Source organism: Streptomyces synnematoformans (assembly GCF_039531005.1).
Lineage (GTDB): Bacteria > Actinomycetota > Actinomycetes > Streptomycetales > Streptomycetaceae > Streptomyces > Streptomyces synnematoformans.
In genome coordinates, this window is record NZ_BAAAPF010000125.1 from 1 (window position 1) to 18,878 (window position 18,878).

At 73.8% G+C, this 18,878-nt stretch carries 17 protein-coding genes; 9 read left to right on the top strand and 8 right to left on the bottom strand.

Going from position 1 to position 18,878, the window contains the following annotated elements; translation table 11 throughout:
- Positions 1-131: 131 nt before the first annotated feature.
- Together ABD317_RS19030 and ABD317_RS19035 are read right to left on the bottom strand one after the other, a co-directional pair.
- The gene (locus ABD317_RS19030) at positions 132-839 is read right to left on the bottom strand and encodes a lysophospholipid acyltransferase family protein (RefSeq protein ID WP_344291143.1); all 708 of its coding nucleotides are present in this window, start codon (positions 837-839) and stop codon (positions 132-134) included.
- 84 nt (positions 840-923) lie between these two features.
- Positions 924-2,150, bottom strand: coding sequence for an acyl-CoA dehydrogenase family protein (locus tag ABD317_RS19035; protein ID WP_344291144.1), 1,227 nt, complete (start codon positions 2,148-2,150; stop codon positions 924-926).
- A gap of 155 nt (positions 2,151-2,305) precedes the next feature.
- Between ABD317_RS19035 and ABD317_RS19040 the strand changes: the two genes are divergently transcribed.
- The 5 genes from ABD317_RS19040 (at position 2,306) to ABD317_RS19060 (ending at position 6,473) form a co-directional block, all read left to right on the top strand.
- Positions 2,306-2,977: a TetR/AcrR family transcriptional regulator gene (locus ABD317_RS19040; RefSeq protein ID WP_344291145.1), complete on the top strand. Its 672-nt coding sequence runs from the start codon at positions 2,306-2,308 to the stop codon at positions 2,975-2,977.
- 189 nt (positions 2,978-3,166) lie between these two features.
- A complete protein-coding gene (locus ABD317_RS19045) occupies positions 3,167-4,405 on the top strand; it encodes a MurT ligase domain-containing protein (protein ID WP_027757626.1) in 1,239 nt (412 codons plus the stop codon).
- A 28-nt stretch (positions 4,406-4,433) separates the two neighbouring features.
- Entirely contained in the window at positions 4,434-5,162 is a 729-nt protein-coding gene (locus ABD317_RS19050; RefSeq protein WP_027757627.1) for a glutamine amidotransferase, read from the top strand.
- Positions 5,163-5,247: 85 nt separating this feature from the next.
- Positions 5,248-6,183 (top strand): cytochrome c oxidase assembly protein, encoded by a 936-nt coding sequence (locus ABD317_RS19055; protein ID WP_344291146.1) that lies wholly within the window; start codon positions 5,248-5,250, stop codon positions 6,181-6,183.
- 119 nt (positions 6,184-6,302) lie between these two features.
- Entirely contained in the window at positions 6,303-6,473 is a 171-nt protein-coding gene (locus ABD317_RS19060) for a hypothetical protein (RefSeq protein ID WP_027757629.1), read from the top strand.
- A 39-nt stretch (positions 6,474-6,512) separates the two neighbouring features.
- On the opposite strand, the gene ABD317_RS19065 is transcribed toward ABD317_RS19060, so the two are convergent.
- Complete coding sequence (locus tag ABD317_RS19065; protein WP_027757630.1) at positions 6,513-6,695, bottom strand: hypothetical protein; 183 nt, start codon at positions 6,693-6,695, stop codon at positions 6,513-6,515.
- Positions 6,696-6,952: 257 nt separating this feature from the next.
- Here ABD317_RS19065 and ABD317_RS19070 point away from each other — a divergent pair, with 257 nt between their 5' ends.
- Entirely contained in the window at positions 6,953-7,840 is an 888-nt protein-coding gene (locus ABD317_RS19070; protein WP_344291148.1) for a hypothetical protein, read from the top strand.
- Positions 7,841-7,900: 60 nt separating this feature from the next.
- Here the strand turns inward: ABD317_RS19070 and ABD317_RS19075 are convergent, their stop codons facing one another.
- The gene (locus ABD317_RS19075) at positions 7,901-8,962 is read right to left on the bottom strand and encodes a LacI family DNA-binding transcriptional regulator (protein WP_344291150.1); all 1,062 of its coding nucleotides are present in this window, start codon (positions 8,960-8,962) and stop codon (positions 7,901-7,903) included.
- A 132-nt stretch (positions 8,963-9,094) separates the two neighbouring features.
- Here ABD317_RS19075 and ABD317_RS19080 point away from each other — a divergent pair, with 132 nt between their 5' ends.
- The gene (locus ABD317_RS19080) at positions 9,095-12,370 is read left to right on the top strand and encodes a glycosyl hydrolase 115 family protein (RefSeq protein WP_344291151.1); all 3,276 of its coding nucleotides are present in this window, start codon (positions 9,095-9,097) and stop codon (positions 12,368-12,370) included.
- A gap of 1 nt (position 12,371) precedes the next feature.
- On the opposite strand, the gene ABD317_RS19085 is transcribed toward ABD317_RS19080, so the two are convergent.
- Positions 12,372-13,100, bottom strand: coding sequence for a response regulator (locus tag ABD317_RS19085; protein WP_344291152.1), 729 nt, complete (start codon positions 13,098-13,100; stop codon positions 12,372-12,374).
- Between the two features lie 359 nt (positions 13,101-13,459).
- Here ABD317_RS19085 and ABD317_RS19090 point away from each other — a divergent pair, with 359 nt between their 5' ends.
- Complete coding sequence (locus ABD317_RS19090; protein ID WP_425582391.1) at positions 13,460-14,026, top strand: snapalysin family zinc-dependent metalloprotease; 567 nt, start codon at positions 13,460-13,462, stop codon at positions 14,024-14,026.
- A 78-nt stretch (positions 14,027-14,104) separates the two neighbouring features.
- On the opposite strand, the gene ABD317_RS19095 is transcribed toward ABD317_RS19090, so the two are convergent.
- Positions 14,105-15,091: a glycoside hydrolase family 64 protein gene (locus ABD317_RS19095; RefSeq protein ID WP_344291155.1), complete on the bottom strand. Its 987-nt coding sequence runs from the start codon at positions 15,089-15,091 to the stop codon at positions 14,105-14,107.
- Between the two features lie 259 nt (positions 15,092-15,350).
- Here ABD317_RS19095 and ABD317_RS19100 point away from each other — a divergent pair, with 259 nt between their 5' ends.
- Positions 15,351-16,634 (top strand): ricin-type beta-trefoil lectin domain protein, encoded by a 1,284-nt coding sequence (locus tag ABD317_RS19100; protein ID WP_344291156.1) that lies wholly within the window; start codon positions 15,351-15,353, stop codon positions 16,632-16,634.
- A 142-nt stretch (positions 16,635-16,776) separates the two neighbouring features.
- On the opposite strand, the gene ABD317_RS19105 is transcribed toward ABD317_RS19100, so the two are convergent.
- A complete protein-coding gene (locus ABD317_RS19105; RefSeq protein ID WP_344291157.1) occupies positions 16,777-18,036 on the bottom strand; it encodes an ATP-grasp domain-containing protein in 1,260 nt (419 codons plus the stop codon).
- A gap of 101 nt (positions 18,037-18,137) precedes the next feature.
- On the bottom strand, positions 18,138-18,878 hold a 741-nt coding region (locus ABD317_RS19110; protein WP_425582392.1), incomplete at its 5' end, for a 4'-phosphopantetheinyl transferase family protein.

Genomic DNA, 18,878 nt, shown 5'->3' on the forward strand with positions numbered 1-18,878 from the left:
GTACATCCGCGTGCCGTCCGCCGCCCGCGCGGCCGCCTCGCCGACGGCCGCCCACCGGCCCCCGGCCGTCTCGTACCCGCCCTCGGCGAGGATCCGGGCGTTGTCCAGCGCCACCTGGCGCAGCCGCGCGCTCACCGGGCCGCCGGCGGGGACTTCTTCGCGGCGTCCTGCTCGGCCTTGACGTCGGGGGCGTAGCGGTCGACGTACTCCTGGTTCGACATGCCGAGGATCGCGTACATGATCTCGTCGGTGACGGCCCGCAGCACGGCCTTCTGGTCCTCAAGACCGGCGTACCGGGAGAACTCCAGCGGCTCGCCGAAGCGGATCGTCACCCGGCCCAGGCTGGGGATCTTCTGCCCGGGCGGCTGGACTTCGCGGGTGCCGAGCATCGCACACGGGATGACCGGCACCCCCGCCCGCAGCGCCATCGCCGCGACCCCGACCCGGCCCTTGTACAGCCGGCCGTCGTGCGAGCGCGTGCCCTCCGGGTAGATGCCCAGCAGCTCGCCCTCGGCCAGCACACCGAGGCCCTCCTCGATGGCGGCCTGCGCCGCCTTGCGGCCCCGGCGGTCCACCGGGATCTGGCCGATGCTGTGGAAGAACCCCGCGGTCAGCCGCCCCTTGAGGCCGGGGCCGTTGAAGTACTCGGCCTTGGCGAGGAACGTGATGCGCCGCCGGAGCATCACGGGCATCAGGAAGTGGTCGGAGAACGACAGGTGGTTGCCCGCGACGATCGCCGCGCCCTCTTCCGGTATGTGCTCCAGGCCCTCGATGCGCGGCCGGAACAGCAGCCGCAGCGCGGGCCCGAGGAACACGTACTTCAGCAGGTGGTAGATCAACGCGGCCTCGCCCTTCCCCCGGTCGGTCGTCGTGCGCTCGCAGCGTAGCCGCGCGGCGTCCGCCGGGGGAGTGGTGCGGCAGCGTCAGCGGATCGGAACCCCGGCGAGGGTGCGGGCGATCACCAGCCGCTGGATCTCGCTCGTGCCCTCGAAGATCGTGTAGATCGCCGCGTCGCGGTGCATCCGCTCCACCGGGTACTCGCGGGTGAAGCCGTTGCCGCCGAGAATCTGCATCGCCCGCGCGGTGACGTCCTTGGCCACCTCGCCGGCGAACAGCTTCGACATCGAGCCCTCCGCCGAGGTGAACCCCTTGCCCGCGCTGGCCATCCAGGAGGCCCGCCAGACCAGCAGCCGGGCGGCGTCGATCTGGGTACGCATGTCGGCGATCTGGAAGGCGATGCCCTGGTTGTCGATGATCGGGCGGCCGAACTGGACGCGCGTCCTGGCGTAGTCCAGCGCCGTCTCGTACGCCGCGCGCGCGATGCCCACCGCCTGCGCGCCCACCGCCGGGCGGGACGCCTCGAAGGTGGCCATCGCGGCGTTCTTGACCCGCTCGCCGCCCGACCTGGCGCGCTCGCGCGCCCGGGCCAGCCGCTCCTGGAGCTTCTCCCGGCCGCCCAGGAGGCAGGAGCCGGGCACGCGCACGTCCTCCAGCACCACCTCGGCGGTGTGCGAGGCGCGGATGCCGTGCTTCTTGAACTTCTGGCCCTGCGACAGGCCGGGGGTGCCGGGCGGGACGATGAACGAGGCGTGCCCCTTGGTGCCCAGCTCCGGGTCGACGACGGCGACGACGACGTGCACGCCGGCGATGCCGCCGTTGGTGGCCCAGGTCTTGGTGCCGTTCAGCACCCACTCGTCCTTGGCCTCGTCGTAGACGGCGCGGGTGCGCATCGCGGAGACGTCCGAGCCGGCGTCCGGCTCGGAGGAGCAGAAGGCGGCGAGCTTCACGTCGTCCACGTCGCCGTACATCTGCGGGATCCAGGTGCCGATCTGCTCCTCGGTGCCGTTGGCCAGCACGCCGACGGCGGCGAGCCCGGTCCCGACGATGGACAGGGCGATGCCCGCGTCGCCCCAGAACAGCTCCTCCATGACCATGGGGATGCTCAGCCCGGTGGGGTCGAAGTACTGCTGGGCGTAGAAGTCCAGGGAGTACAGGCCGATCTTGGCCGCCTCCTGGATCACCGGCCAGGGAGTCTCCTCGCGCTCGTCCCACTCGGCGGCGGCGGGGCGGATCACGTCGGCGGCGAAGCCGTGCACCCACTCCTGGACGGACTTCTGGTCCTCGTTGAGCTCGAACGTGAACTCAGACATTGCGCCTCCGCAGCCTTCGCATTCGTTACCGTCGGTAACGCCAGTCTGTTACCCGTCAGTAGGATCTGTCAACTCCCGTACGGCCCCCGAGGCTCCGCGACGGGGTGCTAGGTTGCGCAGCATTCCGGCAATCGACCAGGCAGGGGAGCGGTTTCATGGACAACCGGCGCGGCGAGAGGGAGCAGGCGACCGAGGACCGGCGCCGCGAACTGCTCGAAGCCGCGGACCGGGTCGTCCTGCGCGACGGGCCGGGCGCCTCGATGAACGCCATCGCCGCCGAGGCGGGCATCACCAAACCCATCCTGTACCGCCACTTCGGTGACAAGGGCGGCCTGTACCGCGCGCTCGCCGTACGCCACACCGACGCGCTGCTCGCCGCCCTGCGCACCGCGCTCGACGCCCCCACCGGCCGCCGCGAACGGGTCGAGGCCACCCTGGACACGTACCTCGCCGCCATCGAGGCGCGCCCGCAGGTCTACCGGTTCCTCATGCACCCCGCCGACGGCGGCGCCCAGGACGCCCCGGAGCCGCCCGCCGCCGAGTCCGGCGAGCGCGACTTCGAGGTCGGCCGCCACTCCGCGCCGCTGCTCCGCCGCCTCGGCGAGGAGCTGGCCCAGGTCATCGCCGACCGCATCGACTTCGGCCCCGGCGGCGCGGTGATCGCCCGCGCCTGGGGGCACGGCATCGTCGGCATGATGCACGCCGCGGGCGACTGGTGGCTGCACGAACGGCCCTGCACCCGCGCCGAGTTGGTGCAGAGCCTCGCCGATCTGCTCTGGGGCCGGCTCGCCGCCGCCGCGGACAAGGCCGGCGGCCCCGGCCTGTAGCGGCGCCCCGGCGCCGGGCCCCCGCGCGCGGCGACGTGCCGCGATTCGGGACCCGGCGCGGATCTCGGTAGGCTGGCCGCTACCGCCGCCCCGCCGCAGGCCGGACGGCGGACCAAGGACTACGGCGAACCGCGCACGACGGTGCGCCGCGCAGCACCGCGCACGGGCACGCGAGGAGGAGCTACGACGATGGCAGGCAACACGGAACCGCTGTCGCCACGGTCCAAACTGGCCGTCACGGCGGGCAAGGCGGCGGCCGCGGTCTCGCGCGCCGCGGGCAAGGGCAGCGGCTCCGTGATCGGCGGCAAGGTCGCCCTCAGGCTGGACCCCGACCTGCTCGCCCGGCTCGCCGGCCACCTCGACGTCGTCCTCGTCTCCGCCACCAACGGCAAGACCACCACCACCCGGCTGATCGCGGAGGCCCTGCGCGCCTCCGGGCCCGTCGTCTCCAACGCCCTCGGCGCCAACATGCCCGCCGGTATCACCTCGGCGCTCGCCGGCGGCTCCGAAGCCCGCTACGGCGTCATCGAGGTGGACGAGAAGTACCTCGCCGCGGTCGCCCGCGACGTCACCCCCAAGGCCATCGCGCTGCTCAACCTCTCCCGCGACCAGCTCGACCGCGCCGCCGAGACCCGCATGCTCGCCGAGCGCTGGCGCGAGGGCCTCTCCGGCAACAAGGCCCTCATCGTCGCCAACGCCGACGACCCCCTCGTCGTCTGGGCCGCCTCCTCCAGCCCCAACGTCCTGTGGGTCGCCGCCGGCCAGGAGTGGAAGGACGACGCCTGGTCCTGCCCCTCGTGCGGCGGTGTGCTGCAGCGCCCCGGCGAGGACTGGCTGTGCGCCGAGTGCGGCTTCCGCCGCCCCGTGCCCGGCTGGGCGCTCTCCGGCGAACATGTGCTCGACCCGCACGGCGCTGCCTGGCCGATCCGGCTGCAGCTCCCGGGCCGGGCCAACCGGGCCAACGCCACCACCGCCGCCGCCGTGGCCGCCGCCTTCGGCGTGCACCCGCAGACGGCGCTGGAGCGGATGTGGGAGGTCACCGCCGTCGCCGGGCGGTACGACACCGTGCAGTTCGGCGGCCGCGACCTGCGCCTGCTGCTCGCGAAGAACCCGGCCGGCTGGCTGGAGACGTTCTCCCTGATCGACCCCCCGCCCACCCCCGTGGTGCTCTCCGTCAACGCCCGCGGCGCCGACGGCACGGACACCTCCTGGCTGTGGGACGTCGACTACACGCGGCTGACCGGCCACCCGCTGTACGTCATCGGCGACCGCAAGCTCGACCTCGCCGTCCGGCTGGAGGTGGCGGACCAGAGCTTCCGCGTCTGCGAGCACATCGACGAGGCCGTCGCCGCCGCGCCGCCCGGCCGGATCGAGGTCATCGCCAACTACACCGCGTTCCAGGACCTGCGCCGCCGCGTCGGCAACTGACCCGTACGAGACGTAAAGGACCGCCCGCATGAACGACGACAGCCTGCGCCTCGTCTGGGTCTACCCCGACCTGCTGTCCACCTACGGGGACCAGGGCAACGCCCTGGTCGTGGAGCGCCGCGCCCGGCAGCGGGGCTACGACGTCACCCGCGTCGACGTCCGCTCCGACCAGCCCGTCCCCGCCTCCGCCGACATCTACCTCATCGGCGGCGGCGAGGACCGCCCGCAGCGCCTCGCCGCCGAGCGGCTGCGCCGCGACGGCGGGCTGAACCGGGCCGCCGCCAACGGCGCGATCATCTTCTCCGTCTGCGCCGGCTACCAGATCCTCGGCCACGAGTTCATCAACGACCTCGACCGGCAGGAGCCCGGCCTCGGCCTGCTCGACGTCACCAGCGGCCGCGGCCAGGCCGGCCGCTGCGTCGGCGACGTGCTCGCCGACATCGACCCGCAGCTCGGCCTGCCCCAGCTCACCGGCTTCGAGAACCACCAGGGCGTCACCCACCTCGGCCCGACCGCCAAGCCGCTGGCCCGGGTCCGCTTCGGCCACGGCAACGGCACAGGGGACGGCACCGAGGGCGCGTGGAACGGCAACGTCTTCGGCACGTACATGCACGGCCCCGTCCTCGCCCGCAACCCGCAGATCGCCGACCTGCTGATCCGGCTGGCGCTGGAGTCCGCGGGGCTGGCGCCGGTCGACGACCGCTGGTACGAGGCCCTGCGCAACGAGCGCATCGCCGCCGCCAGCGCCGCCCACTGACCCGCCGGGGCACCCCGGCGAACCGCCCGTACGGGGCGGGACTAGCCTGAGCGAGGGCATCACCGGCACAAGGAGCAGCACCGACATGGACCACGGCGGGCACGGCGGCCATCTGGACCTGCCGCCGTTCACCCTGGCGCGCGGGCTGGAGTGGAGCGCCGATCCGGTCTTCCTCACCGGCTCCCTCGCCGCCCTCGCGCTGTACGGCTACGGGGTCTTCCGGCTGCGCCGCCGCGGCGACGAGTGGCCGCCGGGGCGGACGGCCGCCTTCACCGCCGGCGTGCTGACCGTCGTGCTCGTCATGTGCACCGGCCTGAACGACTACGGCATGGTCATGTTCAGCGTGCACATGGTGCAGCACATGGTGATCAGCATGCTGTCGCCGATCCTGCTGCTCCTCGGCGCGCCGGTAACGCTGCTGTTGCGCGCCCTGCCGACGGGCCGGCCCCGCGCGGCGGTGGTCTCGCTGCTGCACAGCCGCTATCTGATGGTGATCACGCACCCCGTGTTCACGATCCCGCTGTTCATCGCCAGCCTGTACGCGCTGTACTTCACCCCGCTCTTCGACACCCTCATGGGGAGCAAGGCGGGCCACGTGGGCATGATGACCCACTTCCTCCTGGTCGGCCTGGTCTTCTTCTGGCCGATCATGGGCGTGGACCCGGGCCCGAACCGGCCCACCCACGTGATGCGGATGCTGACCCTCTTCGCGGGCATGCCGTTCCACGCCTTCTTCGGCATCGCGCTGATGATGGGCAGCGAGCCCATGGTGGACGTCTACAGCAACCCGCCCGCCTCGCTCGGCATCGACGCCCTGGACGACCAGCAGGCCGCCGGCGGGATCGCCTGGGCGTTCAGCGAGATCCCCTCGGTGCTGGTCCTCATCGCCCTGATCTACCAGTGGTACAACTCCGAGCAGCGGCGGGCCAGGCGCAGCGACCGCACGGCCGACCGCGACGGGGACCGGGAACTGGCCGCGTACAACGCCTATCTGGCGTCACTCCAGACGCGCGAGCGGTAGCCGCGCGGACACCCGGCGCACGTTCGACTATCGCCCCGGCCCTCGGCGAGGGACCATGGTGGGGAGGTTGCGTGCGGTCGCGCGGGGACGGCCGCGGGCTGGCGGCTGGTGGAGGCGGCATGGAGAAGCCCGGTTCTGCGAAGGCCATGGTCGTGAGCACCGTGGCCGGTCTCGTGGTCATCACGGCGTACACGGTGTCGGTGGGCAGCAGCGGATGGCTCTGGTTCGGCTGGGTCGTGCTGGGGCTGGCCGCGCTCGGTGTGGTGCTGACCGGGGGTTCCTGGCGGTAGGCCCCCGGCACCGCGGTCACCGGGTCACCCGGTGACCCGTCACCCGGTCAGCGGTGTCCCGCAGCGGGCGCACCGGACCGGGGGTGCGGTGTCGGCCAACCGCCCGCACTCGGGGCAGACGCGTTCCAGCCAGCACACCGGTTCGCCGCCCTCGGGCACGGCCGCGCCGGTGGCGGCGGGCTCGGCCCCCGCCCCGGTCTCGTCGCCGTCCGCGTCTCCCATCGGCGTCTCCTTCTATTCCTACGGGATCACCTGGCTGATCCCGCCCGCGGCCATTCACTCCCTTCCCCGCACAAGCGGCTGAAATTCGAGGCCGTTTCGACTTCAATTCGTTACGGTACCGTAATCTGAGTACTTGTCTGCGACTGCATGCATCGGCTCAGGTTGCCGAACCCCGCCGCGCGGCGGGGTTCGGCCCGTGACCCGGTCCGCGTCGGTGCGCAGCACCCAGTGCGTCGGCGGGATGACAGGGGTGACGGATGGCGGCCGGCACAACGACTCTGGAGCGACCCACCTCCGCGGCGGCCCCGGCCGCCCGCCGAACCCCCGCGCCGCTGGTGGAGCGCAGACCGCTGTGGTGGGCGGCCTGCCTGATCTGCGGCGGGATCATCGGGCTGGTCCTCGCGGTCGTGGGCACGCTGCGCGGGGCGCGGCCGTCGCGGCGCCGGGTGCTGGTCGTGGTCTGGGGCACGGTGGTGCAGGCGCTGCTTGCGGGCGCGTTCGCCGTTCTCGGCCCCGGCGCCCAGCTGCGGCCGTGCTCGGCCGCCGGGGAGGGCGGCGGGCTGTGGCAGACGGCCCGTACGGTGGTCAACGCGCCCGTCTCCGGCGCCGCGCTGCTGTACGCCGCGCGGGAGGGCGGCGAGATGTACCACTGCGCGGCCAACGGCACCACCGCGGTGATCCTCGACGACGGCTTCGCCCGCGCGGGCACCATGTACGGGACGGTGTTCCTCACCGACCAGCGGGCCGAGACCCAGTCGCCCCGGATGCGGCGGCTCTCGGAGCACGAGGCGCGCCACTCGGACCAGTGGGCGCTGGGGTCGCTCCTGGCGGGGCCGGCCGCGTTCCCCGCGCTGTACGCGGCGGACGAGGCGTTCTTCCCCGGCGCGTACAACCACTTCGAGCGGGCGGCCGGCCTGGAGGACGGGGGCTACGACCCGCCGCCGGACAGCCCGCCGGCTGCGGGCCGGCTGGCGGTCCTGTCGATCGGCCTGCTCGTCGGCTACACGCTCGCGGTGAGCCCCGGCCGCCGCAGGCCGCGGCCGGTCGTGCGCCCGGGCCCGGTGCCGGCCGCCCCGCGGGAACCCGGCCGCGAGGCCGGGCCCGCCGGCGATGCGGAGTCCCCGAAGGCTCCGGCCGGGGCGTGACGGGCCGCGCCGTGGCGCACCGCGCTCCGAAAGTTTCGAACCCGCGGCCCGGGGCGGGGCTCAGCTCCCGGGCGGCGGGGCCGTGCTGCTGCGGGTGACCAGGCTCGTCGCCAGCTCGACGCGGCGCGTCACCGGCGCGTTGCCGCGGCCGAGGTCGAGCACCAGCCGGGCGGCCGCCTCGGCCATCTCCGTCAGCGGCTGCCGCACGGTCGTCAGCGGCGGGCCGATCCAGCGGGCCACCGGCAGGTCGTCGAAGCCGACGACGCTGAGGTCCTCCGGGATGCGCAGGCCCAGCTCGCGGGCGGCCTCGTAGAGCCCGAGCGCCTGCAGGTCGTTGCCGGTGAACACCGCGGTGGGGCGGTCGGACAGGGCCAGCAGCTCGCGCCCGGCGGCGTAACCCGCCTCGTGGTGGAAATCGCCCTCCCGGATCAGCCCGGGGTCCACCGGCAGCCCCGCCACGCCCAGCGCCGCGCGGTAGCCGTCGATACGGGCCCGGCTGCACATCATCGTCGGCGGCCCGCCGACGACGGCGATCCGGCGGTGGCCGAGGCCCACCAGGTGGCGGGTGGCGGCCAGCCCGCCCTGCCAGTTGGTGGCCCCGATGGAGGGCACGTCCTCGGCGAGGTCGCCGGCCGGGTCCAGCACCACGAACGGGATGCCCCGCCCGGTGAACTGCGCCCGCTGGTCGGCGGAGAGGTCCGAGAGCACCAGGATGACGCCCGCCGGCCGGCGCGCGAGCACGTCCTCCACCCACGTCTGCCCCGGCGTCAGCCGGCCGGCGCTCTCGGAGAGCACCACGCCCAGCCGCTCCTCCCGGGCCACGTTCTCCACGCCCCGGATGACCTCCATCGCCCAGGCGCTTCCCAGCTCGTGGAAGACCAGGTCGAGCAGCGGGGACTGCCGCGCCCCGCCGCCGCGGCGCCGGTAGCCGTGCTCGCGCAGCAGGTCCTGCACCCGCGCACGGGTGGCGGGGGACACGTCGGAGCGGCCGTTGAGGACCTTCGAAACTGTCGACGCCGACACGCCGGCCGCCTCCGCGACCGCCGCCAGCGTGGCGGTCGACTGCGGCTCCTCACCGGCCGCGGGGGCCTCTCCGTCGAACCGGACTCCAGCACCACTCATGACGGGATGGTAGCCCCGAGGCCCGCCGCTGCGCGATGTCTTGACCTTCCTCAGACCTCACCCTAGGTTGCGCAGAAATATTCGTGATGCTTTACGAAACATTGGTGCTTGCTCGGCGAAGGAAGGCCCGGCATGGACAGCAGCGATCCCCGGCACGACCCGTCTTCCACGTCCGCCACCCCGCCCGGAGAGACACCGTCGGCGGGCGCGTCGGCGGCGGACGACTCCCCGGCAGCCGCAGCCGCCGACGGCGTCAGCAGACGCGTCGTCCTCGGCGCCGGCCTCGGCCTGGGCGCGCTCTCCGCGACCGCCGGCGGCGCCCTCGCCCTGCCGGGCACGGCCGCCGCCGCGTCCCCAGACCACCCGCACCCGCCGCGGCCGACCGACCCGGGCGCGTACATCGCCCACACCCCGGGCCGGGGCCGGTTCCCGCTGGTCGCCGGGGGCCGGGCCGCGCCGCTGGTGGCGGACGGCGACGACTTCCCCGGCGTGCTGCGCGCGCTGGGCGACCTGCGTACGGACCTGGAGCGGGTGACGGGCGTACGCCCCGCGCTCACCCGCGGCCGTCCGCCCGCCGGGCGCGTCGCGGTGCTCGTCGGCACGATCGGCCGCAGCCCGCTGATCGACGGCCTGGTCGCCGCCGGCAAGCTCGACGTGACCGGCGTCGAGGGACGGTGGGAGACCTCCCTGCACCAGGTCGTGGACGACCCGCTGCCCGGCCTCGACCGGGCCTTCGTCATCGCCGGCAGCGACCAGCGCGGCACCATCTTCGGCATCTACGACGTCTCCCGCGGCATCGGCGTCTCCCCCTGGCATTTCTGGGCCGACGTGCCGGCCCGCCGCCACCACGCCCTCTACGTGCTGCCGGGCCGGTTCTCGCAGGGCACCCCGGCGGTGAAGTACCGCGGCATCTTCATCAACGACGAGAACCCCGCACTCGGCCGCTGGGCGCCCGGCCACTTCGGCCCCGGCCACGCCGAGGGCCACCCCAACGGCTTCAACAGCGCCTTCTTCGCCAAGGTCTTCGAGGTCATGCTGCGGCTGAAGGCCAACTACCTGTGGCCGGCCGTCTGGGGCCGCGCCTTCGCCGAGGACGACCCCGAGAACCACGCCACCGCCACCGAGTACGGCATCGTCATGGGCACCTCCCACGAGGCGCCCATGATGCGCGGCATCGAGGAGTGGAACCGGCACGCCGTCGCCGCCGTGCGCGACGAGGACGGCAACATCGTCACCGAGGGGCACGACCCGTACGGCGGCACGGGGGAGTGGAGCTTCGTCCGGAACGAGGCCGCCGTCAGCGCGTACTGGCGCGACGGCATCCGCCGGATGGCCGCCGAGGGCTTCGAGGGCGTGGTGACCCTCGGTATGCGCGGCAACGGCGACACCTCGCTGCCCGACGGCGACGGCATCGAGCTGATGCAGCGCATCATCGCCACCGAGCGCGGCATCCTCGCCGAGGAGCTGGGCGACGCCGCCGGGGTGCCGCAGGTGTGGACCATGTACAAGGAGGTCCAGCACTACTGGGACAGCGGCATGCAGGCGCCCGACGACGTCACCGTCGTCTTCACCGACGACAACTGGGGCAACCTGCGGCGGGTGCCGGACGCCTCGCTGCCGCCCCGCTCCGGCGGCTACGGGCTCTACTACCACTTCGACTACGTCGGCGGCGGCCGCAACTACAAGTGGGTCGACACCGCCAACCTCGCCAACACCTGGGAGCAGCTGCACCAGACGTACACGCACGGCATCCGGCAGCTGTGGGTCGCCAACGTCGGCGACCTGAAGTCCAACGAGCTGCCCACCCAGTACTTCCTGGACTACGCCTGGAACCCCGACCGCTGGCCGGTGGAGAACCTGCCCGAGTGGGAACGCCGCTACGCCGCCGAGAACTTCGGCCCCCGGCACGCCGCCGCGATCGCCGAGGTCCTGCACGAGTACGGCCGCCTCCAGGCCCGCCGCAAACCCGAACTGCTCAACCGCCGCATCACCCTCGACCCCGCCAAGGACCCGGCCACCGACTCCAGCGCCGTCGTCTACGACGACCAGGCCACCCCCTTCAGCCGCGTCAACTACCACGAGCTGGACCGGGTCACCGACGAGTGGCAGGAGCTGGCCCGCACCGCGGACCGCATCGAATCCCGCCTGGACCGCGCGGACCGGGCGGCGTACTTCCAGCTCGTGCGTTACGCCGTGCGCGGCACCGCCGTCGTCTACGCGCTGCGCCGCGCGGAGTTCACCAACCTCCTCTACGCCGCGCAGGGCCGGGCCGCCGCCAACCAGCTCGCCGCCGAGACCGACGCGCTCTTCGCCGAGGACCAGGCCCTCGCCGACTACTACAACCACACGCTCTCCGGCGGGAAGTGGAAGGGCTTCCAGACCCAGCCGAAGATCGGCTACGGCGACGTCGAGCGCTACGGCCCCAACGCCCCCTGGCAGCAGCCCGAGAAGGACCACGAGGCGCTGCCCGACGAGGTCTTCCCCGCCGTGCAGCGCACCGACCCCGCCGCCGGCGCGATCCTCGGCGTGGCGGTGGAGGGCTCCGAGGAGTGGTGGCCGGACGCCGCCGGGCCGGCGCTGCTGCCGGCGATCAGCCCGTACGACAGCGGCCCCGCCCCGTACATCGAGGTCTTCAACCGCGGCCGCAGCCCCTTCGGCTACAGGATCGAGCCGGCCGTGCCCTGGCTGCGCGTCGACCGCCCGCGCGGCCGCGTCACCTCCCAGATCCGCGCCCGGCTGCGCGTCGACTTCGCCCGCGCGCCCCGCGGCACCACCACCGTGCCCGTCCTGGTCACCGGCGCCGGCCGCACCGTGGAGGTGCACGCGAGGGTGCACCGCCCGTCCGTGCGCCACTCCGCGCTCGCCGGGTCCGTCGAGGCGGGCGGCTGCGTCTCGGTCGAGGCCGAGCGCCACACCCGCGCCGTCCCCGCCGCCGGCGTCGCCTGGCGCCGCATCCCCGACATCGGGCGCACCGCCGGCGGCATGGCGCCCTTCCCGGTCACGGCCGCGCCGCGGCCGGCCGGCGAGGGGCCGCGGCTGGAGTACACGATGACGCTGTTCACCACCGGCACGCTGCGCGTGGCCGCGTACCTGTCGCCGCGCAACAGCGTCCTCACCCCCGACGGTCTGCGCTACGCCGTCGCCTTCGACGACGACGCCCCGCAGACCGTGAACATCACCCGCGTCACCGGCGCGGACGACGGCCGGATGAACAGGCAGTGGGAGCGCAACACCTCGGACAACGTCAACGTCACCGTGACCGAGCACCGGGTGACCCGGCCCGGGGTGCACGTGCTGAAGCTGTGGATGGTGGACCCGACGGTGGTGGTGCAGAAGCTGGTGGTCGACACCGGCGGCGTGCGCCACAGCTATCTCGGCCCGCCGCCCAGCGTGTTCGTGCGGCGCTGAGTCAGGGGGCGGCCGGGGACTGCGGCGAGCCGGGGGTGACCAGCCCCGTCTCGTAGGCGGCGATGACCGCCTGGGCACGGTCGCGGAGCTGGAGCTTGGCGAGGATACGGGCCACGTGCGTCTTCACCGTCGCCTCGCTGAGCCGGAACCGGGCGGCCAGCTCCGCGTTGCTGTGCCCGCGCGCCAGCGACTCCAGCACTTCGAGTTCGCGCGGGGTCAGCGTGGACAGGTCGCGGTGCGCGGTCGCCGGCCGGTCGTCCCGGACGGCGAAGCGCTCCACGAGCCGGCGGGTGATGGACGGCGCGAGGAGCGCGTCGCCGGAGCGGACGAGGCGGACGGCGGCGGCCAGGTGCTCGGGGGTGACGTCCTTCAGCAGGAAGCCGGAGGCGCCGGCGGCGAGCGCCGCGTACACGTACTGGTCGAGGTCGTACGTGGTGAGGATGATGACCCGCGGCGCCCCCGCGCCCGGCGGCCGGGCGTCCGCGCCGAGGATGCGGCGGGTGGCCTCCAGCCCGTCCACGCCCGGCATGCGGATGTCCATCAGCACCACGTCCGGCCGGGTGCGGCGGACGGCGGCCACCGCCTCCTCGCCGTCGGTCGCCTCGCCGGCGACCTCGATGCCGTCCGCGGCGAGGATCATCCGGAAGCCGGTGCGCACCAGCGCCTGGTCGTCCGCGATCACCACGCGGGGCGGCCGGTCGTCCCCGGCGGGTGTCGTCTGCGTGCCCACGTCCCCTCCACGGCGGTCCGTGCGGAGACGCCTGCCTCCGCCGTCCGCGGTCAGCGTACCGGCGCAGTCTGCCAAGACGTCCGGCGCCGCGGATCGTCCGCCGGAGGCAATTCGTCTCAACTTCTCGACTACACCGGAAGAACGACCCGCGGTGCGCGTACGTATTCCGCGCGCACGAATGCGGACGTGCCCGCCGGTCCGCGAATATGACGGGGGGTGCCGAGATGCCGTAAGAACGTGAAATCTACGGTCATCGCCGCCACTTGTGGGCCCCTCAGCGCCCTCCTACACTCGGGCCGACCCTTACCGGGGTCTGCGCAGTAGTGCTCGATTCTCACACCAAGAGGAGGGCTCCCCGCATGCTGCGAAAGTTGGGTATCGGCATTATGGCCGCTGCCGCAATCGTCACCCTGTCCTCGGCCCCCGGGGCCACCGCCGCCCCCGCTCCCGCACCGGAGCGCGTGGCCGCGACCACGTTGTACTACGACGACAGCCGGGCCGGTGAATTCAAGGGCGCCGTGGCGGCCGGCGCCGAACAGTGGAATTCCACCGTGGAGAACGTCACGTTGGTCAGGGCCCCGGCCGGCACCCGTGCCGAGATCAGGATCATCGCCGACGACGGCTGGCCGCGCGCCACCCTGGGTCCGGTCCGCCCCGGCGGGAGCGCCACGGTCTGGTTCGGCCGCCAGGCGGTCTACCAGGGCTACGACCCCACCCGCATCGCCGCGCACGAACTGGGCCACAGCCTCGGCCTGCCCGACCGGAAGCCCGGGCCGTGCTCGTCGCTCATGTCCGGCTCCACCGGCGGCGTGAACTGCACCAACGCCACTCCGAACGCCACCGAGCAGGCGCAGGTGGAGGCCAACTACGGCTTCGCCGCGAGCCGTATCCCGATGGACGGGCGGATCGTCGTCGACGCGCCCTGAGCACCCGGTCGCGGAGACGCCGCAGGAAGCCCCGTGGCCGGGAAGAAGACCCCCGGCCACGGGGCCCGCGTCCGGAGCTCACCAGCCGACGGCCACCACCATCCACCGCGGGTCGTGGACCGAGACGAACGACGACTGCTCGGCGTAGTCGTCGTACGGGAAGCCGTACGCCAGGTTGTCGATGGCGTGCTCGTGCCAGAACGCGGCGTAGTAGTTCGCCGGCCCCTGCCGGTAGAAGAGGCCCGGGTCGCGCCACTGGTCCTGCGGCAGCTCCGCGACGTGCCGGTTGAGCGCGGCGCAGCGGGCGGCGTCGCCCGCGAGCGGGCCGGAGCAGCCGAAGACCTCCTGCGTCGTGGCATCCGTCCCGACCGACCGGGCGTAGTCGCTCAGGTAACCGGCGTGCTGCCCGCCCGGCCGGAAGTCCGGCACGTGGCCGGGGGAGGGGATGCGGTACGGCGCCTCCACCTCGCTGAGCGAGGCGAACTCGGGGGGCATGGCGTCCGCGAACTTCCGCCAGGTGGCCTCGCGGGACTCCTGGAACGTCGCGTAGTCCTCGCCGACCTGTCTGTCCGTGCCGTCGTGGCCGTGCACCCGCATGGCGAGCTTGAGCGCGAAGGCGTCGACGCGGGTGGTGTTGCCGTGGAAGGCGTCGGCGCCGACGGTGAACTCGATGAAGTCGGAGTACCGGCTGTCGGGCGAGCCGAGGTGGAAGTACATCCGGCCGGCGGAGTTCGCCGGCATGTCGAGGTAGGGCTGCTCCGCGATGGAGTGGGTCTGGCCGTTGAAGGACCAGAAGACCTGGTCGTCGGGGTACTGGCCGTTGGTCCGGTTGAGGATCCGGACGGTCAGCACGTTCTGCGCGGGCGGGATGCTGCCCGTGTCGCCCCAGAACGAGTCCGGCGGCGGGTCGCCCGCCGCCGGCGCCCGGTCCTCGGCGGCGGGAACCGCGCCGTGGGCCGTGGTGCCGGGCCGGCCGGCCAGCACGTAGGCGGCGAGCAGCAGGAGGGCGGCGGCCGTCAGCAGGCCGCGGCGGCGTGTCGGCCGGGTCGGGTACGCGGGGCGCATACGGTGCTCCTTCGCTGTGGGGGCGTACGCGGCCCGGGGCGGGAGCTGTCCGGCGGGCCGGTAGCAGAGAGCGCTCTCAGAGCGTCGTGAGGGCCGGGTGCGTTGTCAAGGGGTGCGGTCGTACGACCTCCGGAAGTTGAACACCGGAAGTGGCTGCCCGACCCATTGACTGCAGGACATGAAGGGAGTTCACTCACCTGGCGCAAAGGTATGGACCATGCTCCACGCTCGGCCCCTCCCCACATCGAGGTGAGCTTCCATGTTCGTACGACGACGCAGACATCCGTTCCGCCAGGCCGTGCTCGTCGCGACGGCCGCCGCCGCCGTACTGGCGGTGCCGCTGCCCGCCGCGGCCGGCGCGGCACCGGCCCTCGAGCCCGGCGGGAGCGCCGCCGCCCCCTACGCCGTCACGTTCGAGGACAACTTCGACGGCCCGGCCGGCTCGGCGGTCGACGGCGGCAAGTGGCTGACCGAGACCGGCGACAACGTCAACAACCACGAGCGGCAGTACTACACCGCGGGCAACGCCAACGCCGCGCTCGACGGCCAGGGCAACCTCGTCATCACCGCCCGGCGGGAGAACCCCGGCAACTACCAGTGCTGGTACGGCCGGTGCGAGTACACCTCCGCCCGGCTCAACACCTCCGGCCGCTTCACCACCACCTACGGCCACGTCGAGGCCCGGATGAAGCTCCCCCGCGGACAGGGGATGTGGCCGGCGTTCTGGATGCTCGGCAACGACATCGGCCAGGTCGGCTGGCCCGCCAGCGGCGAGATCGACGTCATGGAGAACGTCGGCTTCGAACCCGGCACCGTCCACGGCACCCTGCACGGCCCCGGGTACTCCGGCTCCGGCGGCATCGGCGCCGGGTACACGCTGCCCGGCGGGCAGCAGTTCGCCGACGCCTTCCACACCTTCGCCATGGACTGGTCGCCCAACCGGATCACCTGGTCCGTCGACGGCAACGTCTACCAGACCCGCACGCCCGCGGACCTCGGCGGCCGGGACTGGGTCTTCGACAAGCCGTTCTTCCTGATCCTCAACCTCGCGGTCGGCGGCTACTGGCCGGGCGACCCCGACGGCAGCACGGTCTTCCCGCAGCGGCTCGTCGTCGACCACGTCCGCGTCAGCACCTCCGACGGTGGCGGCGGCGGTGACTCCGGTACGTTCACCGGCCCCGGCGGCAAGTGCCTCGACGTGGCCGGCGCGAACACCGCCAACGGCACCGCGGTCCAGCTCTACGACTGCAACGGCACGTCCGCGCAGCGCTGGACGGTGGGCACCGACGGCACGATCCGGGCCCTCGGCAAGTGCCTCGACGCGGCCGCCGCCGGCACCACGAACGGCACCCGGGTGCAGCTGTGGGACTGCAACGGCACGGGCGCCCAGCGCTGGTCGTACAACTCCGCGACCCGCGACATCGTCAACCTGCCGGCGGACAAGTGCCTGGACGCGGTGGACGGCGGGACGGCGAACGGAGCCCCGACCCAACTGTGGACCTGCACCGGCGCCGCGAACCAGAAGTGGACGCTCAACTCCTAGCGGAGAGGGGTCTGGCGGGGGCGTCGGCGGGCGCTCGCCGGGGCGGAGAGCAGAGCCCGGGCGCCGCCTCCTGACGCCCCCGCTTCAACAGGTGAACCGGCTGGACCCGCTCGTCCGCACCGCCGCGGAGCGCTCCGCACCCTCACACGGTTCCCAGCACCGGCCGGCAGACCTCGTCGATCGCCGCCGTCAGCCGGGCCAGTTCCGCGTGGTCCGCCGTACGCCCGTGCAGGTGCCCGACGCATGCGCTCGCCTCGTACCGGAGGACCGGCCAGGTCGCCGTGTCGGTGGGCAGGTCGGCGACGTCGACGCCGGGCAGGTGCCGCAGGCCGTCGAGCCGGGCCGCCATGTCCAGTACGTCCGGCGCGGACCGGTCCGCGGGCGCGCCGGACGCTCCGGTCGGTGCCAGCAGCGCGTAGTGGTAGGTGACCCCGTCGAACCGCGGTGCGTCCGGCACCGGCAGCCCCAGGGCCAGGCGCATCGCCGCCAGCACGAGGTCGAAGCCCGACCCGCGCCGTACGACCTCGCCGACGAGGCCGCCCAGCCGGCCGTCGACCCCGATCAGCCGCGGACCGTCCGCGGTGAGCTTCAGCTTCGTGTGCACGATCCCGTCGCTGATGCCGAGCGCCCCTATGGCCGCCTCCGCCAGGTCCTCGGCGCGTTCCGCGAGCGGCGGTGTGAGGGTGTGCGGGACGAACGAGCCGCGCTGCCGAAACGGTTCGGCCAGCGGGAACTTGCCGGTGACGCAGAGCGGCCGGCACTCCGCGCGGTGCACGGCCGTCTCCACCGAGACGTAGTCGCCCCACGCCGGCCCGGCCACCGCGGAATCGCCCGGGAGCAGCGCCTCGACCAGCAGGTCCGTGCCGGGGGCCGCGCTCGCGCAGGCCGCGAGGGCGGCGTGCGCGGCGGAGGCGCTGTCGAGGCGGCGTACGAGCCGGCCGCCGGAGCCGTGCCGCGGCCTGAGCACCGCCGGCAGCCCCACCGCGGCCAGCGCGGCGTCGAGGTCCGCGGGGCCGGCCACCGGCGCGAACGGCAGGTGGTCCAGGCCCGCTTCGGCGAACGTCCGGCGCTGCTGCAGCCGGTCCACGAGCCGCCCGGTGACCGCGGGGGAGTGCCAGTACGGAATGCCCAGCGCCGCCGCGATCGAGGACGTCAGCTCCATCCGGTGCGCGCTGAACGTCAGCAGCCCGTCGGGGGTGAAGCCGGCGATCGCCGCCGCCGCGGCCTGCGTGTTCATCCCGGTGATGTCGCACAGGTCGAACCGCCGGGTGAGCAGCGGCAGCAGCTCCCGTACGTGGTCCGAGGCCCGGTCCACGACGAGGAACAGCTCCGCACCGCAGCAGCGCGCGGCGGCCGCCACCTCGGCCGCGTCCGCCGACCCCGCGTCGTACAGGACGCCCACCGTCCGCTCCCGGCCCACCGCGCTCGCGCCGTCGCCCGGCGCGCGTGGTAAAGGCCGGGAAACCCGGACCGTCACGTCGTCCCGCCCCGCGCCGCCCGCACCTACGCGCCGTCCCCGTCGCGCCCGGCGCGCCCGTCGTGCCCGGTGGGCCCCTCTGCACCCGCGCGCAGCACCACCGCGGTGGCGACCAGGCCGTTGCGGCACAGCCAGCGGCCGGTCATGCGCTCCAGCGGTACACCCTCGACGGTGGGGGCGGGGACCAGGAGGCGGGCGGTGAAGGTGCCGGTGTCCGGGTGCACGTCGATACGGGCCTCGTCGAAGTCCAGCTCCCTCCCGGTCAGCGGGTACCAGACCTTGAAGACCGACTCCTTGGCGCTGAACAGCAGCCGGTCCCAGCAGACCTTGGACGCCCCGCGCATCCGGGCGCGCACCTGCTCCTGCTCCTCCGGCAGGGCGACGGCCGCCAGGAGGTCGTCCTTCAGCGGCTCGTTGGGCTCGGCGTCGATGCCGATGCCGAGCACGTCGCCGCGGCGGGCCACCGCGGCGGCCCGGTAGCCGGCGCAGTGGGTCATGGAGCCGACGATGCCGTCGGGCCACCGCGGCGCACCGCGGCGGCCGGGCAGCAGCGGGGCCGGCGCCACGCCGAGCGTGCCCAGGGCGCCGCGCGCACACTGCCGTACGGTCGCGAACTCCGCCTGCCGGTGCGGCACCGCCCGGGCGACGGCCTGCGCCTCCTCGGGGAACAGCCGCTCCGCCGGGGGCTCCGGCGGGTCGGTGAAGGCGTCGGCCGCGGCGACCGCGCCGGGCAGCAACTCCCCGAGCAGCAGGGCCGGCCCGGTGGC

What these genes read in the sequence shown, in the direction of transcription:
- ABD317_RS19035 (WP_344291144.1), bottom strand. Translation starts at nt 2,150, where the DNA reads ATGTCTGAGTTCACGTTCGAGCTCAACGAGGACCAGAAGTCCGTCCAG.
- ABD317_RS19040 (WP_344291145.1), top strand. Translation starts at nt 2,306, where the DNA reads ATGGACAACCGGCGCGGCGAGAGGGAGCAGGCGACCGAGGACCGGCGC.
- ABD317_RS19045 (WP_027757626.1), top strand. Translation starts at nt 3,167, where the DNA reads ATGGCAGGCAACACGGAACCGCTGTCGCCACGGTCCAAACTGGCCGTC.
- ABD317_RS19050 (WP_027757627.1), top strand. Translation starts at nt 4,434, where the DNA reads ATGAACGACGACAGCCTGCGCCTCGTCTGGGTCTACCCCGACCTGCTG.
- ABD317_RS19055 (WP_344291146.1), top strand. Translation starts at nt 5,248, where the DNA reads ATGGACCACGGCGGGCACGGCGGCCATCTGGACCTGCCGCCGTTCACC.
- ABD317_RS19060 (WP_027757629.1), top strand. Translation starts at nt 6,303, where the DNA reads ATGGAGAAGCCCGGTTCTGCGAAGGCCATGGTCGTGAGCACCGTGGCC.
- ABD317_RS19065 (WP_027757630.1), bottom strand. Translation starts at nt 6,695, where the DNA reads ATGGGAGACGCGGACGGCGACGAGACCGGGGCGGGGGCCGAGCCCGCC.
- ABD317_RS19070 (WP_344291148.1), top strand. Translation starts at nt 6,953, where the DNA reads ATGGCGGCCGGCACAACGACTCTGGAGCGACCCACCTCCGCGGCGGCC.
- ABD317_RS19075 (WP_344291150.1), bottom strand. Translation starts at nt 8,962, where the DNA reads ATGAGTGGTGCTGGAGTCCGGTTCGACGGAGAGGCCCCCGCGGCCGGT.
- ABD317_RS19080 (WP_344291151.1), top strand. Translation starts at nt 9,095, where the DNA reads ATGGACAGCAGCGATCCCCGGCACGACCCGTCTTCCACGTCCGCCACC.
- ABD317_RS19090 (WP_425582391.1), top strand. Translation starts at nt 13,460, where the DNA reads ATGCTGCGAAAGTTGGGTATCGGCATTATGGCCGCTGCCGCAATCGTC.
- ABD317_RS19095 (WP_344291155.1), bottom strand. Translation starts at nt 15,091, where the DNA reads ATGCGCCCCGCGTACCCGACCCGGCCGACACGCCGCCGCGGCCTGCTG.
- ABD317_RS19100 (WP_344291156.1), top strand. Translation starts at nt 15,351, where the DNA reads ATGTTCGTACGACGACGCAGACATCCGTTCCGCCAGGCCGTGCTCGTC.